The 17,210-nt window shown below is 33.2% G+C and carries 10 protein-coding genes; 8 read left to right on the forward strand and 2 right to left on the reverse strand.

All coding sequences use genetic code 11. The annotated features are described in order from the left end of the window. Positions 1 to 279 precede the first annotated feature (279 nt). The 4 genes from HN894_13080 to HN894_13095 all read left to right on the forward strand — a co-directional run bounded on the left by HN894_13080 (position 280) and on the right by HN894_13095 (position 7,961). Entirely contained in the window at positions 280 to 714 is a 435-nt protein-coding gene (locus HN894_13080) for a T9SS type A sorting domain-containing protein (GenBank protein ID MBT7144254.1), read from the forward strand. Positions 715 to 719: 5 nt separating this feature from the next. Further along, positions 720 to 3,731 (forward strand): PKD domain-containing protein, encoded by a 3,012-nt coding sequence (locus tag HN894_13085; GenBank protein ID MBT7144255.1) that lies wholly within the window; start codon positions 720 to 722, stop codon positions 3,729 to 3,731. A gap of 92 nt (positions 3,732 to 3,823) precedes the next feature. Continuing rightward, positions 3,824 to 7,357, forward strand: coding sequence for a PKD domain-containing protein (locus tag HN894_13090; GenBank protein MBT7144256.1), 3,534 nt, complete (start codon positions 3,824 to 3,826; stop codon positions 7,355 to 7,357). Positions 7,358 to 7,487: 130 nt separating this feature from the next. Then, positions 7,488 to 7,961: a hypothetical protein gene (locus HN894_13095; GenBank protein ID MBT7144257.1), complete on the forward strand. Its 474-nt coding sequence runs from the start codon at positions 7,488 to 7,490 to the stop codon at positions 7,959 to 7,961. 32 nt (positions 7,962 to 7,993) lie between these two features. Here the strand turns inward: HN894_13095 and HN894_13100 are convergent, their stop codons facing one another. Both HN894_13100 and HN894_13105 read right to left on the reverse strand, forming a co-directional pair. Beyond that, the gene (locus HN894_13100) at positions 7,994 to 9,121 is read right to left on the reverse strand and encodes a cysteine desulfurase (protein ID MBT7144258.1); all 1,128 of its coding nucleotides are present in this window, start codon (positions 9,119 to 9,121) and stop codon (positions 7,994 to 7,996) included. A gap of 52 nt (positions 9,122 to 9,173) precedes the next feature. Beyond that, entirely contained in the window at positions 9,174 to 9,644 is a 471-nt protein-coding gene (locus HN894_13105) for a hypothetical protein (protein MBT7144259.1), read from the reverse strand. Positions 9,645 to 9,781: 137 nt separating this feature from the next. On the opposite strand from HN894_13105, the gene def reads away from it, so the two are divergent. From def to HN894_13125, 4 genes are all read left to right on the forward strand, one after another. Beyond that, on the forward strand, positions 9,782 to 10,342 hold the full coding sequence (gene def, locus HN894_13110; GenBank protein MBT7144260.1) for a peptide deformylase: 561 nt from the start codon (positions 9,782 to 9,784) through the stop codon (positions 10,340 to 10,342). A 38-nt stretch (positions 10,343 to 10,380) separates the two neighbouring features. After that, a complete protein-coding gene (locus HN894_13115; GenBank protein MBT7144261.1) occupies positions 10,381 to 10,905 on the forward strand; it encodes a tetratricopeptide repeat protein in 525 nt (174 codons plus the stop codon). A 48-nt stretch (positions 10,906 to 10,953) separates the two neighbouring features. Continuing rightward, the gene (locus HN894_13120; GenBank protein MBT7144262.1) at positions 10,954 to 13,896 is read left to right on the forward strand and encodes a DNA polymerase III subunit alpha; all 2,943 of its coding nucleotides are present in this window, start codon (positions 10,954 to 10,956) and stop codon (positions 13,894 to 13,896) included. 314 nt (positions 13,897 to 14,210) lie between these two features. Next, positions 14,211 to 17,210, forward strand: a 3,000-nt coding sequence (locus HN894_13125; protein ID MBT7144263.1) for a hypothetical protein, incomplete at its 3' end; no start/stop codon positions are given.

The raw sequence follows: 17,210 nt of genomic DNA on the forward strand, positions 1-17,210 counted from the left end.
AATCATTCAAAATAAAATTCGGTAAAATTTAAAATTGAATAAAAAAATTAACTAAAACTCATCAATGTTAATATATTTGAGCATGAAAATTGTAGAAACGTTTATGAAAAAAAAGTTTATGAATTAATCAGGTTAGGTATTCCTCATCATACTTGGTCAATCATACCAGAAAATGGAGATGAGATAGGAGTTTTTACTCAAAATGATGAATTAGTCGGGGCAATTGTTTATAGTGTAAACAACTTAGGTATAACTGTTTGGGGCGATATTAGATCTTCTTTGGGAATAAAAGAAGGATTGAGTATTAATGAAGAGCTTAAAATAAAATTATGGAAAAAAAGCGAGAACTTAGAATATACATTAAAAGTTAATGAATGGGAGGAAGGAAACGGAAAATATAAACCAAATAAAATTGCAATTGTTGCAGATTTTGAAATTATCCCCAATTCACAAGAATTTTCACTTATATCCTACTTTCCAAACCCATTTTCCAATTTAACATATATTCAGTTTTACAGCCCAATTCAAGAAACTGTTTCATTAGAGATTTATGATTTACATGGAAGAATCATTGTACCATACCAAATAATAAATTGTATTTCTGGGAATAATAAAATAAAAATTGATGCCAAAAATTTTAGAACCGGAATCTATGTTGGTTTATTGAGAGCGCCTACAAAAAGCATTAGTTTTAAACTTAACTGCATAAAATAATAGCCATGAAAAATATATTCGTAACTATAGTAATTTTATTATTATTTACAAGCCAAATATTATCACAGGCAAACATTAAATGGTTAAATACAGGTTCTGGCACAAAAGACAACAGTGGGACAGACTTAGCTATTGATGAAACTGGAAATGTTTTTCTTACCGGTAAATATTTTGGTACGGTTCAATTTAATGACTCGGTACTAACAACGCTTAACGAGTTTTATTCCGATATTTTTCTTCTGAAATATAATGATGATGGAATTGTAAATTGGATTGAAAAAGCTGGTTCTAATTATCATTATGATCAGGCACTAAGTATTTGCAAATCTGAAGAAAATGATGTTTATATTTCTGGAAACTTCACAGATGATCTTGTTTTTGAAGATACTATTTTACAAGCTTATTCAGGAGGTTGGGTTGGTGATGGTTTTATTGCCAGATATTCCACAACTGGAGAATTTAAAAATGCAATTGCCTTTTATTCTGATGATTTGTTGCTAAATGGAATATTCATTAATAGTGGGCAAATGGCTGTTTGTGGTACAATATCCGCATCTCTTACCTTAGGAAATGATGTTTTCCCAACAATTGCCAATTATTCTAAGACAGACATTATATTTCTAAATTTTGATACAGCTTTAAACTATCAAAATGGGGCAAGATATAATTCAGGTAGTTGGATGGATTATGAATATGCAAATTCTATCTCTGTTGATAATTTTGGCTCAAGTTATATGATTGGTGAATTTCCGGATGTCCTAAATTTAAATCAAATTACCATAAATGCAACTAGTTCGCCTCAATCTTATGTTTATTATGACATTTTTATAATAAAGCACGACAGCCTTGGAAATGTAATATGGGCAAACTCTGCAGGGGGTTCACAACACGATTACGGCAGAGACATAGTAACCGACAGTGCAGGCAACTCCTACATCACCGGCTATTTCCAAGGAACTGCAACATTTGGTAGTCAGTTGGTTACCAGCAATGGTGGATACGATATTTTTGTAGCTTGTTGCAATTCTTCCGGGCAGTGGCAGTGGGTTGTAAGTGCCGGTGGAACTGGCGACGATCAGGCTTTTGGAATTTCAATGAATGAGCTTGGCGGAGTTTATATCACTGGAAAGTTCGAAAACTCTATAAACTTCACAGGACAAAGCATCACATCGAACGGCGGCACCGATATTTTCTTTGCAAAATACGATATTTTCGGTGGTTTCCTTTGGGCAGAATCATTCGGTAGCACTGCTGACGATGGAGCAAACTCAATTGATGTTTCAGAAAACGGCACAATTGCCCTCACCGGATATTTCCAAAACGCAATGACTATAGACACCATCACAGTTTCGAGCAATGGCGGGAAAGATATTTTTGTGGCGAGTTTTGTGGATACTACAATTTGTGGTTACGATGTGAATTTCGATTATTCAGCAGATGTATTTTCAGCAGATTTTTATACTCTAACAAACTTTGATATTTCTGTAGTTGATATCTACTGGGATTTTGGTGATGGCACAATCATTCAGGCAAATAATACAGTTTCTCATTTATATGATTCTACCGGCGAATATTTTGTTCAGCTTACTGTAATTTCAAAAACAGATTCAACATGCTTTAGTTCAGCAATTCATACAATTTTTGTCGATAGTCTTCCATGTTCGATCGATGCAGATTTTTCAATAATTAGTAATATCAACAAACATGTAATACTACAAAAGGATATTATACACGATAGTACTTTATTCGATATTGTATGGAATATGGGAAATGGAACAACTATTACAGGAACAAATTATATTAGTTATACATATTATTCTAACCAAATATATACAATAAACTGTACAGTTTCTCAAATTTATTCCGATAGTACTTGTACTTCAAACACTTATTCAAAAACTGTTGATCTTGAATGTTATAATGATTTAGGAATCGACTTATACGAAATTGCAATATCGTATATTGGAAGTTGGTATTATTACGTATTTGCTGAATTTGTTTATGATGAACCTACCTACGATTATGGTTTGGCCTGGAATTGGGGAAATGGTGATATCGACACTGTTTATAACGACTGGTACGTTGCAGAAAATTACTATGTAGCTGGAAATTACACAGTTTCATATTCATACTGGGACCTGAATGATTCGATTTGTATAAATTATAGTAATAGTTTTACTATCACTGTTCAACCACCAGATTGCTCAGTCAGCAGTAATATTGGCAATATATTTTTACATCCTTATGATAGTATGACGGTAGTTGTTCAAGGTGGCGGTGCTAATGATTGGGATTATAGCTGGAATTTTGGCGATGATAGCTATGGAGGTGGAGATGAAGACGAACATACATATACAGATTATGGAGTTTACCAAATTTGCCTGACAACCACAAATCCATGGGGTGTAACTTGCTCCGAAACTACCTGCGAATATTTCACCCTCGGCACACCCGGCTGCAACGATACGCTTGCGACAAATTATAACCCAAATGCTGATTTTAATAATGGTTCCTGCATTTACCAAGGAACACAAGCAATTCCGCTACCTGCCGGCTGGAGCATTTTTTCAACTTTTATAGAACCAACAGTAAATAATATAGATAGTGTTTTTAAGGAAATTGTAGGAAACACAGTTTTGGTAAAAAACCAAATTGGATTGGTCTATTATCCTCAATACTCAATCACACTTCTCGATACTCTTGCTCTCGGTCAGGGATATCAGGTGAAAATGGCAAGCGGCGATACTTTGAATGTTACAGGAATAATTTGCCAGCCCTCAAATTCACCAATTTCACTCGCAGCGGGCTGGAGTATAATTGGCTATTTGCGACAAACCCCAGAAAATATTTCCCAAATATTTTCAGCCATAGTTTCGAATACCGAAATTGTAAAAGACGAACTTGGCAATATTTTCTGGCCACAATACTCAATAAATAACATAGGAAATATGCTTCCTGGTAAAGGCTATCAGGTGAAGATGATTAATTCTGATGTTTTGGTTTATTTGGGGAATTGAAATTGATTTGTCGTTTGTAATTACAAAACCTTAATAATACCATAAGAAAAATGTATATTTGACATTTTAATAAATTTTTCAAGATATCTGCTATGAAGAATATAATTACAAAATCTAAATCATTTATTCTAATAAGAATCATTTTTATAACAATATTGCTTTTGCATAGTATTCAAAACACTTTTGCACAAAATGTTATTAATGTTTTTCATTCGGGAGGTACAGGAGACGATTATGGAAAAGAGATTGCCTATAAAGATGATGGGAGATATTATCTTACAGGAAATTTTAATTCTACTGCAAATATTTTTGGTGAAACACTAAGCAGCCAGAATCCAAATTTTGACGATATTTTTATTTCATGTTTTGATACCAGTGGACAAAATATTTTTACAAAAAGTATTGGTAGCATGAAGGATGACATTGCTAGAGGAATTGCTATTGATTCTACTGGTCGTACTTATGTTACTGGCACTTTCAATGATTCATTGCAATTTGCTGATACCACGATTTATAATCCATGTGGAAATAGTCCAAATTCCGGAAAAGGAATATTTTTAATAAAATACTCTCCACAAGGAAATCGTTTGTGGGAAAAGGTTGTTTGTGGAACTAAAACAACTGCAAACTCAAAGGTATTATTAGATCCTTTCGGTAAGGTGTGGTTAATTGGAAACTATGAAAATGGTGGTGTTTTAATTGATACTTTAAACCTATCCGGTTCAGGAAATACCAATATATTTATTGCTAGATTTACAAAAAATGGCAATTTAGAATTTGCTAATGGAATTAGTGCTAGTGGTAGTGGTCCCAGTCAGTGTTTACTTACAGGGATAACTGTCAATAATCAGGGTGCTGTATTTATTTCAGGATATTATAAATATGCAAACCATATTAATGGCTTTTCTGTACCTGACGGTAGTTACTATAAACCCTTTATTATGAAAATGGATTATAGCGGTAATATTCAATGGGTTAGCGGTTCATCTTCTAATAACAATTGCTATTCAAAAGGCTTTATCAATGATATCTCAGGTAATTCTTATATTACAGGCTATTTTCAAGGCACTACAACTTTTGGTAGTCAAACAATAGCAAGCAATGGTGGATACGATTACTTTATTGCTTGTTGCAGTTCATCGGGGCAATGGCAGTGGGCTGAAAGTGTAGGGAATACTGGTAACGACTATGCTTTTGGAATTTCGTTAAACTCACAAAATGAACTATTCATCACCGGGAGGTTCGAAAACAGTTTAAGTTTTGCAGGACAAAATCTAATTTCGAATGGTGGTACAGATATTTTTCTGGCGAAATATGATTTGGCTGGAGGTTTCCTTGCAGCCCAATCTTATGGTGGCAGTGCCGATGACGGAGCTTACAATGTCTACATAACCGAGAATGATACAATTATTATAACAGGCTACTTCCAAAACACTATGACAATAGACACTATTACAACAACAAGCAATGGTGGCAAAGATATTTTTGTGGCAAGTTTTTTAGATACAATAGCTTGCAATGTTCCAAATTCTTATATAAATATTATTAATAATTACACTGAAATTTCTTTATCTACTTCATTTCAATATGATACTTCTCAATATTTCTTAACATGGCAAATGGGGGACGGTACAGAATTTTACCAAACTACTTCTATTGTGTATGATTATCAGGCAATTGATACTTTCTACATATCATTACATATTGTAGATAAAAACGACAGCCTTTGTTTTAAGGATTTCTATGAAACAGTAATAACTATGTGTATCTTAGATGAGCTACAAATATCAAAACAGATAAATAACACTTCTGTATCATTGGAGACCTCGTACTCATTAGATACTTCCCAATATTCAATCACCTGGAATATGGGCGATGGTACAGAATTTTACCAAACTACTTCTGTTGAATATGATTATCAGGCAATTGATACTTTCAATACTATCTTATATATTGAATATAATAATGATAGTCTCTGTTTTATAAACTTGTTTGAAACAGTGATAACTAATTGTTTTTTAGATAATCTCGATTTTTCCATGCAAATGAATAACAATAATGTTGTGTTCGAAACTTCATATTTTATTGACACAAATCAGTTTCAGATTGTTTGGGATGTTGGAGATTCAACAAGCATTACAAACCTAAACAATCCTGTCCATTACTACAATTCCTATGGCTATAAATCTATCACACTTTCTGCAACATATTTGCCGGATAGTACTTGTAATATACAAATACAGAAAATTCTCAATATTGATAACCTTCCATGTATTACAACTCCCGAAATTGTTATTCATGAAAATATTGACAAACATGCAATTTTTGAACTAATACCAAATGTCGATACTATAAATTATCAGATATTGTGGGACCTTGAATATGGAACCATAGTTTATGATCAAAACCTAATAGATCATATTTTCCCTTATAATTATATTACTTATTTAACTTGCCAGATATCACATATTGCAGATTCTAATTGTGTTATTACTGTCGAAAAAGAGATAGATCTTGATTGTTACGATGAGATAGGCTTTGATTATTGGGAAACCACAGATGAATGGCCTGGAGGATGGGAATATCACGTTTGGGCAGACATAGTTTATGACGAGCCACCAAATAGTTATGCTTTTGTTTGTGATTGTGGTAACGGAGATGTAGATAGTTTAGTAAACGACTGGGATTGGAGTTGCTATTATGATGTTGCTGGAAACTATGAAATCTCTTTTTATGTATGGGACTTGGAAGATTCTACATGTCATGGAGATGCTGGAGACTTTACCATAACTGTTGAAGAACCGGATTGCTCGGTAGCAGGTGGTATAGGCAATGTATCTTTATGGCCTTTCGATAGTATGACAGTTGCAGTTCAAGCTGGTGCACCTCAAATGGAATATTCATTTTATTGGAATTTTGGTGATGGATCATCAGGAGGAGGTTCTGAAGAATGGCATACATATTCAGATTATGGAGTTTATACAATTTGCTTGACAACCACGAATAATTGGGGTGTGGGCTGTTCCGAAACTTCTTATTATAATTTTACTCTTGGTATAGGAGGCTGCAATGATACGCTTGCACTTAATTACAACCCAAACGCAGATTTCAATAATGGTTCTTGCATTTATGCTGATACACAATCAATATCATTGTCACTTGGCTGGAGCATTTTCTCGACATACATTGAGCCATTTGAAAACAATATAGATAGCATTTTTCAGGAAATAGTAGGAAACACAATATTGGTAAAAAACCAAATGGGTTTAATTTATTATCCACTGTATTCTATAATTTCACTAGATACGATAGCACTAGGTCAGGGTTATCTGGTAAAAATGGCAAATGGGGCAATTCTAAATGTTACTGGAATAATTTGCCAGCCTCAAAACTCACCAATTTTGCTCACAGAAGGCTGGAACACCATTGGCTATCTGCGGCAATCGTCTGCAAATATTTTGCAAATGTTTTCATCCATAGAATCAAACACAGAGATCGTTAAAGACGATTCCGGCAACATTTATTGGCCTCAATTCAACTTCAATAACATAGGCAATATGCTTCCTGGTAAAGGCTATCAGGTGAAGATGATTAGTGCGGATACTTTGGTATATCCGGCTAATTGAAAGCCTTTCGGCACTCATTTTCTATTTTCAAAGTCTCTTGTCTTTTTATTGTTAAAATAAATTTTATATCTAACTTCTGTTTTATACTATTCTCTGATTATATTTGTAGGTTTTAAATATTGTGAATGTTATGAAAAAAAATATGTCAAAAGCCCTTATAGGTCAAATAGTTGTATTTCTACTTTTATCAACAAACTGTTCAGTAATAAAAAAGCAAGCTTCAGAAGAAATTCCAGATAATGAAAATTCAAAGACAGTAGCTGTGAAAGAACTTATTCTCGACCAACAATTCCGCATGTCGTACGATGAGATTGACTATAAAATAAAAAATGCCCGAATCAATGATGAGATTCTTTCGATTTCAGTAGCATATAAAGGAGGGTGCGGGCAACACAATTTCGATGTGGTTTTCAACGGAATGTATGCGAAAAGTTTACCGGTAAAAGCTGCTCTATATATAAAACATGAGGCAATAAATGAAACTTGCGAACGAGATACGAGCGAAGAAATTAAGTTTGATATTTCTAAAATTCAATATCCGAGAGACACTACTGTTATAATTAATATTTTCAGTTATTCGCCACAGCTTAGATATGATTATTGAGTTGTAAGTTTGTGAAAATAAAAGTGATTTTTTTAAGCTGAAAGATATTTTTTCAAGGAGTCTATGCAAATATCAATCTCCTCCATAGTATTGAATTTGCTAAAAGAAAATCTTAATGCTTGTTTATTTTCATCGAGCCCGAGTGCTTCAACAACATGTGAACGAACGCTTGAGCCCGATGTGCATGCACTACCTTCGGAAACTGCAATGCCATCAATATCAAGATTTATCATAAGCATTTCAGATTTTTCTGTTTTCGGAAAAACTACATTTAAGATTGTAAATGCTCCTTTCTCCTCACTTTCGCCAAGAAAGCTACAATCAAGAAATTCTTTTTTAATCCTTTCTACAAAATAGTTTTTAAGTCCGCTGATATATTTTGCATTTTTTTCAAAATCTTCATATGCAATTTCCAGAGCTTTTGCCATTCCTGCAATTCCAATTACATTTTCTGTGCCGGCACGCATATTTCGTTCCTGAGCACCACCAATAATTAATGGCTTTATATTCATATTATTATTGACATAAATAAAGCCAACTCCTTTCGGCCCATGGAACTTATGGGCAGAGCCAACAATAAAATCAATTTCTATGGTTTCCAAATTTAATTGGTAATGTCCAATAGATTGAACTGTATCTGACAAGAATATTGCCTTATGCTTTTTGCAAATTTTACTAACCTTTTTTATTGGTAAAAGGTTTGAAATTTCATTGTTTAGGTGCATTAAAGCAACGAGAGAATTCGGATTTTTGCTCAAAAATTCGTTAAGTTCGTCGAAATTCAGATTAGCTTTTTCGTCAAAATTCAAATAGTTTAATTCAATTAATCCCATCTTTTCATAGGATTCAAGGCATTGCAAAACAGCTTGATGCTCTAATTTTGAAGTAATTACTTTAGTTATTTTTAATGAATTTACACAAGCTGAAATTGCCATATTTATTGCTTCGGTACCGCCGGAAGTAAAAAATATTTCGGAAGGAGCAGCACTAAAATAATTAGCAATAGTGCGCCGCGACTTTTCGATCAAAGATTTTGCATTTCTACCAAAATGATGAATAGATGAAGGATTTCCAAAATTTGTTTTTTGAAGCTCATACATCAGCTTCAACACTTCTTCATCAACTTTTGTAGAAGCCGCATTGTCGAAATAAATGTGCATTTTTACCGGGACTTAGAAAATAATTGAATCAAATATTTACAATAAAAATAGCCTACTTGCTTCCAATAATATAATTCAGATTTTCAAAAGTTCCCTCAGTAATTGAGATTTTTTCGGTGAGATTTTTATAAGCATCAAATTGAAAAGTTCCGCTAATTTTTTTATTATCAGTATCAAGTTCGCTTAATTCTATAGTACCACTACTTGCAACATAATTTTCGGTAGTACTACTAATGTTTGGTTTATAAATGGCTGAAAATTCAAAATTTGACAAATCCAAATTGTATGTTCCTTCGCTATTTCCAAGAATTGTAATTTCTATAATTTCACCCGCAGAGGAAGTCCCAACTATCAAGAAATAATTATTAACCAAATTTGTAGCACGAGTAATAGATTTCCATTCTACACCATCAATTTTTGCTTCCATCTTTGCAGATATAAGATCTTGAGCTTTTTCGCAACGAGAAAAAAGTATTGACAATAATAAAATTGCAACCAAATTTAAATATCTATTCTTTTTCATAATCCATTTTTAAAATTAAACTTTTAGTCAAAGATAATTCTATTATTTAAAACAAGATTGATTACAGAAAAAAATAGAACTAATTCAAGTACTAAAATTTTTATCTTTGTCGCAGTTTTAAAATAAATAATTTATTGATGATATTACCAATAGTAGCTTATGGTTCAAAAGTTCTTCGAGAGACCACAGTTGAGATTGAAGAGAATTATCCAAATTTGGATTCTCTCATTAAGAACTTGAAGGAAACCATGATACATGCAGACGGAGTAGGATTAGCAGCTCCGCAAGTTAATTTAGGCATCAGGCTTTTTGTTGTAGATGCAAGCCCACTATCGAAAGAAGACGAAACACTGGAAGGTTTCAGTAAGGTATTTATTAATCCTATAATTCTTGAGGAGAAAGGCGAGCCGTGGGCATACAACGAAGGTTGTTTAAGTTTGCCCGGAATAAGAGAAGAGGTGAAAAGAAAACCCAAAATTAGAATTGAATATTATGATGAGAATTGGGACTTAAAAGAAGAAATTTACGAAGGAATTAAAGCCAGGATTATTCAGCATGAATATGACCACCTTGAGGGATACGTATTGACCGATAGGTTACAACCACTTAAAAAAAGAATTTTGAAAGGAAAACTTGCTTCAATTTCAAAAGGGAAAGTTAGTACTGATTATAAAATGAAATTCCCGAACAGGAAATAATTTATTTTTGCTTATTAATAATTTAAAATTGATTAAATATGAAATACTCACTCCAAATACTGTCCATAATTGCATTCTTGATGCTATCCTGTAATCAAAAATCGCAGAAAGAGATTGATATTGAAAATATCACTAAACTTGAAGAAACCATTTATTCAGATAGCCTGAAAAAAATAGATATTGAACTTGCAAATAAACTTATGCTATCATATTCTTTATTTTCAGAAAACCACAAGGATGATAAAAACTCAGCAGAATACTTATTCAAAGCGGGCGAAATTGCAATGAATTTAAATATGTCGAAACCTGCAATCTCATACTTTAATAAAGTTTCGAACCAATACCCAACTTTTGAAAAGGCTCCGACTTGCATTTTTTTACAAGCTTTTATTTTTGAAAATCAATTGAATGACAATGAAAAAGCAAAGAAATTGTATGAAGCATTTATCGAAAAAAATCCTGATCATATTTTAACAAAAGATGCTAAAGCTTCATTAAAAAACCTTGGAAAAAGCCTTGAAGAAATAATTAAGGAATTTGAAACAAAAGCTAACAACGAATAATAATTCATAATTTATTCCCAATAACTACGGGAAATAATTCATATTTTTTTGTATCTAAATTGCCATTCATACTACAGTTTGCGATATGGAACCATGTCGATAGAAAAGCTTGTTGATGAAGCAATAGAAAACAAAATTGACAGTCTTGCCCTTACAGATATAAATAACTCGATGGGCATAATTGACTTTGTAAAAACCTGTTACGAAAAAAAAATTAAGCCAATAGCAGGAATAGAATTTAGGAATTCTAATGAGCATCTATATTTTGGCATCGCAAAAAACAATGAAGGTTTCCGAGAGCTTAACGAATTTTTGAGTTACCATAATTTTCAAAAAAAGAAACTTCCTCATGTAGCTCCATTTTTTGATAATGCTTTCATAATTTACCCATTTGGGAAAAAAGTAGTAAAAGAGTTGAAAGAAAATGAGTTTATCGGAATTCAAGCAAACGAAACTAATAAACTTTTTTCATCGGAGCTAAAAAAGCATCAATCGAAACTTATTATAAAACAAACAGTTAATTTTTGTAATGAGCAAGATTTCCAGGTCCACTCGCACCTTCGAGCAATCGACAACAATATTCTTTTGAGCCAGCTTTTGCCAGAACACATTGCTCATCCACAAGACCAAATTCTACCACAAAGCATTTTATTAAATCACTTCAAAAACTATCCTGACATAATCAGAAATACTGAAAATCTCATGGATAATTGTTCTTTTGAATTTGATTTCAATAGATCACGAAACAAAAAAACCTATACAGATAGTGTTTATAACGACAAAATTCTTTTAAAAAAACAAACTTTAAATGGAATGAAATATCGTTATGGTGAAAAAAATGAGCTCGCAAAAAACCGCATCAATCATGAATTGAAAATAATCGACATGCTCGGATTTTCAGCATATTTTCTTATCACATGGGATATTATACGTTTTTCTATGTCGAAAGGATTTTACCATGTAGGTAGAGGAAGCGGTGCAAATAGTATTGTTGCTTATTGCCTGAAAATTACCGATGTAGATCCTATTGAATTAGATTTATATTTCGAACGATTTATCAATCCTAAACGAACAAGTCCGCCCGATTTCGACATAGATTATTCATGGAAAGATCGTAATAATGTTACGAAATATATTTTCGACAAATATGGTTTAGAACACACTGCTCTGTTAGGGGTAACAACAACTTTTAAGTCGAAATCTATACTTCGTGAACTCGGAAAAGTATATGGTCTTCCAAAACAAGAAATTGATAGTTTGGTCGAAAATCCCGATAATCCAATAAATCAGAACGAATACACTCAAAACATTTTTAATATTGGAAAACAAATGGCAAACTTTCCAAATATTAGAAGTATTCACGCCGGAGGTATTATCATTTCTGAAAAACCCCTCTCCTATTACACAGCAGTTGACATGCCTCCAAAAGGTTATCCTACAACACAATGGGACATGTATGTAGCCGAAGATATTGGCTTTGAAAAACTTGATATTTTAAGCCAGAGAGGTATTGGCCATATTCGCGAAAGTGTAGAAATAGTACACCAAAACCAAGGAATTGACATTGATGTACACCAAGTTGAAAAATTTAAAAAAGATCCAAAAATAAAAAAGCTCTTACAGACGGGCGAAACGAATGGTTGTTTTTACGTTGAAAGCCCTGCCATGCGTGGATTGTTGAAAAAACTTAGATGCGATAATTATTTGAGCCTTGTTGCTGCAAGCTCAATTATTCGTCCAGGTGTCGCTCGTTCAGGCATGATGCGTGAATATATTCAAAGATTTCATAAACCAAATAGTTTTGAATATATCCATCCTGTGATGAAAGAACAACTATCTGAAACTTATGGAGTTATGGTTTATCAAGAAGATGTTCTGAAAATATGCCATCACTTTGCAGGATTAGATTTGGCAGATGCAGATGTTCTGCGAAGGGCTATGAGCGGAAAATCTCGTTCGAAAAAAGAATTTCAATTAATTGTTGATAAGTTTTTTGCAAACTGCAAAATGCGAGGATATTCCTACGATATCACAAAAGAGGTGTGGCGACAAATAGAATCATTTGCGGGATATTCGTTTTCAAAAGCACATTCGGCATCCTATGCTGTTGAGAGTTACCAGAGTCTATTTTTGAAAGCATATTTCCCTATAGAATTTATGGTAGCTGTGATAAATAATCATGGCGGATTTTACAGAACTTGGGTATATTTCAATGAAGCCAAGCGTTGGGGTGCCGAAATAAATCTTCCATGTGTGAATAACAGTAATTATTCCACTACAATCATCGAAAAAAATATCTATATTGGTTTTGTGCATATTGCCAATTTAGAATATAAAATAGGTAAAGCAATTGAAAAAGAACGAAAAACAAATGGCGATTTCATAGGACTAAAAGATTTTTTGAAAAGAGTATCATGCTCGCTCGAACAAATAATTATTCTCATTAAAATTGGCTCTTTCCGATTTACAAAACACAACAAAACCCAACTCTTGTGGGAGGTTCATTTTTTGCTAAACAAAAAGGGTTCAGGAATAAAACCCGGCTTGCTGTTTTATACCGAAGAGAAAAAATTTGAACTTCCTATATTAGAATATAATATTTTGGAAGATGCCTACGATGAAATAGAATATATAGGATTTCCAGTGAGTGTTTCGTATTTCGATTTATTAAAAACTAAATTTCGAGGTGAAATTAACTCCAGCCAATTAGCCGAAAGTATTGGCAAAAAAGTCAAAATGTTAGGACAATTAGTTACAATCAAATATGTTTACACAAAAAAAAGGGAAATAATGCACTTTGCTACCTTCATTGATGTACAAGGAGAATTTTTTGATACAGTTCACTTTCCAGACTCACTAAAAAACTATCCCTTTCGGGGAAATGGTATGTATTTAATTTTAGGAGAAATTACACACGAATTTGATTTCCCAAGCATTACAGTAGAAAAACTTGCTAAAATGCCAATTAAGTCTGATCCGAGATATGAATAATTAGTCTCAAGACTTGTTTTATTTAAGTTTTCAGAAAAACTAAGCACGAAAAACTTGACATCAACTATTTTTTGTTTTACATTTGGAAATTATTAACAAAGGAGGATTAGTTACAATAGGTGACTATCATTTAGACACAAATAAGTAATTCATATGAGACAAGTCTTATCAGAACAATCATGAACCATCAAATCCCACTTCAAGACGGCTGGGGCATCTTCTCCACTTACCTCGAACCTTTAGAAAACAATTTCGATTCTATTTTTGCTGAAAATAAGAAAAGCGAAAATTGTAAATTAACAATGTTTTAAGCTATGAAAACAAGTATTCTATATATTTTAATTATCATAATCAGTCTTTCAATCAATATTCAAGGTCAGGAACTGAAAATTCTGAAAAGTTTTGGGAGCCCATTAGATGAAACTGTGCAGGAAGTTAGATTTGATAACAGTGGAAATATTTATATTTCAGGAACATATGAGCAACCAATAGACTTAACTGACACAGTTTTACAAATGCTTGTTAATTATAACACTTCTGATGCTTTTTATATTGGTTTTGACTCTTGCTTAAACTTTAAATGTGCTCAAACTATTAAAAGCTATTTCGATGATAAATATACTTCAATCTGCGTTTCTGCGGAAAATGAGGTCTATTTTGGAGGATTTTGCAGGAATGCCGTTTGGGTGGGCGATACCAACTATTATGGTTCATATAATAATTTGATAATTGGCAAGCTTGATGAAGAAGCTAATCCGTTGTGGTTAAATAATATTGCAAATAATAGCTCCGGTATGAATCAAATTTTTCTGGCTAATTTAAGTTCGAACTATTCAGATCGCTTAATAGCAGCCGGACATTTTAATGTATCTCCCATAGGGTTCGGAAATGGCATAACATTGCAAACTACTGGTTACTACGATATTTTTGTTTCAAGCTATTCTGCAAATGGAAATGTTGAATGGATAAAAAATATGGGCGGATCAAATACAGACGTTTGTTATGCTATGGTTGATGACAGTTTCGGAAATATTTTTCTTACAGGAGCTTTTATGAGTACTGCATACTTTGACAGTTTAAGTCTGAGTTCCTCGGGAAACAGGGATATTTATGTCAGCAAATTAGATAGCCTTGGAAATGTTTTGTGGGTAGAAAAAGCCGGTGGTTCAGGTAACGATTACGGAAGAGATATTGTAACTGATGACTTTGGAAACTGCTTTGTAACCGGATTTTTTGAAGGAACTGTAAATTTCGGTATCTACCAGCTTGAAAGTTGTGGTGGATATGATATATTTCTTGCTTGCTTAGATTCTACAGGGCAGTGGCAATGGGCAGAAAGTGCCTGTGGAAGCGATGATGATCAAGCATATGGAGTTGCAGTTAGCATGAATGGAGGAGTCTATATCACAGGACGTTTTAACGATACTTTAAATTTTCCTATACATAGCCTTATTTCGAATGGTGGCACTGATATTTTCCTTGCAAAATATGATCCTTTTGGAGATTTTCTGTGGGCAAATAGCTATGGCGGAACATCTGACGATTTGTCAAATAGCATTGATGTTTCAATGGATGAAAAAATTGTGATAGCTGGATATTTTCAAAATAGCATGGCTATAGATTCAACTACGATTACAAGTGTAGGAGAACTTGATGTTTTTGTGGCATTGTTTGAGGAAAGTGAATCAAATAATTGCAATATTCCTAATTTATATTTGAATACATATGTTAATTCAACTGAAGTTTTTATTGAATCATATTTTCCTTATTCGATTGACACCTCACAATATTTTCTAAGCTGGCAAATGGGCGATGGTACAGAATTTTATCAAACAACTTCTATCCAATACAATTATCAGGCGATTGATACCTTTTCTATTGTTTTGAATATTCAGGACAAAAATGATAGTCTGTGTTTTTTAAATATTTATGATACGATCATTACTTCTTGTTTTTTAGACAATTTAGATTTTTCGATGCAAAGAGATAGTTTTAATGTTTCATTAGAGACATCATACTTTCTGGATACTATAGATTATCAAATTATTTGGGATTTTGGAGATTCTACGAACCTCACAAACCAAAACAATCCTGTGCATTTTTATAATTCATATGGTTATAAAACCATCATACTTTCAGTAGTTTATTTGCCCGACAGCAATTGCAACCAGCAAATTCAAAAAATTATAAATGTCGATAGTGTTCCCTGCATCCAGTCTGCCGAAATTGAGATTTATGAAAATGTTTGGAAACATGCAATTTTTGAACTTTTACCGAATGTAGATACTGTAAATTACAATATTTTATGGAATCTTGGCGATGGTACAACTATTGAAAATCAGTATCTTATTGATCATACTTTTCCTTCAACAATACAATATGATGTAACTTGCAAAATTTCTCACAAAGCAGATTCTAATTGCATTCTGATAGTTGAAAAAGAAATTGATCTTGAATGTTACAGTAATTTTGGAATTGATTTATACGAAATTGCTGTGCCGTATTCCGGAGGTTGGTATTATGATGCATTTGCAGATGATGTTATGAATGAACCTACTTATGATTACGGTTTGGCATGGAACTGGGGCAACGGCGATATCGACACCTTGTACAACGACTGGGAAGTTTCAGGAATGTACACTGTAGCAGGAAATTATACTGTTTCATATTCATATTGGGACCTGAATGATCCAACTTGTATAAATTATAGCAATAGTTTTACTATAACTGTAGAAGCACCGGAATGTGAAGTAAATTCAGGCATTTATGGTATTTTCATAGTTCCATGGGATAGTATGACAATAAGTGTTGAAGCAAATAATTATTGGTCGGATTATCCTTTCTCATGGTCATTTGGCGATGGCGGCTATGGAGGAGGTTTGTTCGATGAACATACCTATGCAGATTATGGATTTTATGAAATATGTGTAACCGCAAATAATAATTATGGAGTTGGTTGTTCCGAAACCTATTGCACTAATTTTGTTCTTGGAATGGGAGGCTGCAACGATACACTTGCACTGAACTACAACCCAAATGCCGATTTTAACAATGGCTCGTGCATTTATGCAGGAACACAGCCAATTTCTTTGCCAGCTGGCTGGAGCATTTTCTCAACATACATTGAACCTTACGAAAACAATATTGATTCAGTTTTTTCAGAAATTGTCGGAAACACGGTTTTGGTAAAAAACCAAATCGGTTTGGTCTATTATCCTCAATACTCAATCACACTATTAGATACTCTCGCTCTTGGTCAGGGATATCAGGTGAAAATGGCAAGCGGCGACACCCTGAATGTTACTGGAATAATC

The organism is Bacteroidota bacterium (assembly GCA_018692315.1).
GTDB lineage: Bacteria > Bacteroidota > Bacteroidia > Bacteroidales > JABHKC01 > JABHKC01.

Coding starts and splice junctions, on each gene's coding strand:
- HN894_13085 (MBT7144255.1), top strand. CDS start 720: ATGAAAAATATATTCGTAACTATAGTAATTTTATTATTATTTACAAGC.
- HN894_13090 (MBT7144256.1), top strand. CDS start 3,824: ATGAAGAATATAATTACAAAATCTAAATCATTTATTCTAATAAGAATC.
- HN894_13095 (MBT7144257.1), top strand. CDS start 7,488: ATGAAAAAAAATATGTCAAAAGCCCTTATAGGTCAAATAGTTGTATTT.
- HN894_13100 (MBT7144258.1), bottom strand. CDS start 9,121: ATGCACATTTATTTCGACAATGCGGCTTCTACAAAAGTTGATGAAGAA.
- HN894_13105 (MBT7144259.1), bottom strand. CDS start 9,644: ATGAAAAAGAATAGATATTTAAATTTGGTTGCAATTTTATTATTGTCA.
- def (MBT7144260.1), top strand. CDS start 9,782: ATGATATTACCAATAGTAGCTTATGGTTCAAAAGTTCTTCGAGAGACC.
- HN894_13115 (MBT7144261.1), top strand. CDS start 10,381: ATGAAATACTCACTCCAAATACTGTCCATAATTGCATTCTTGATGCTA.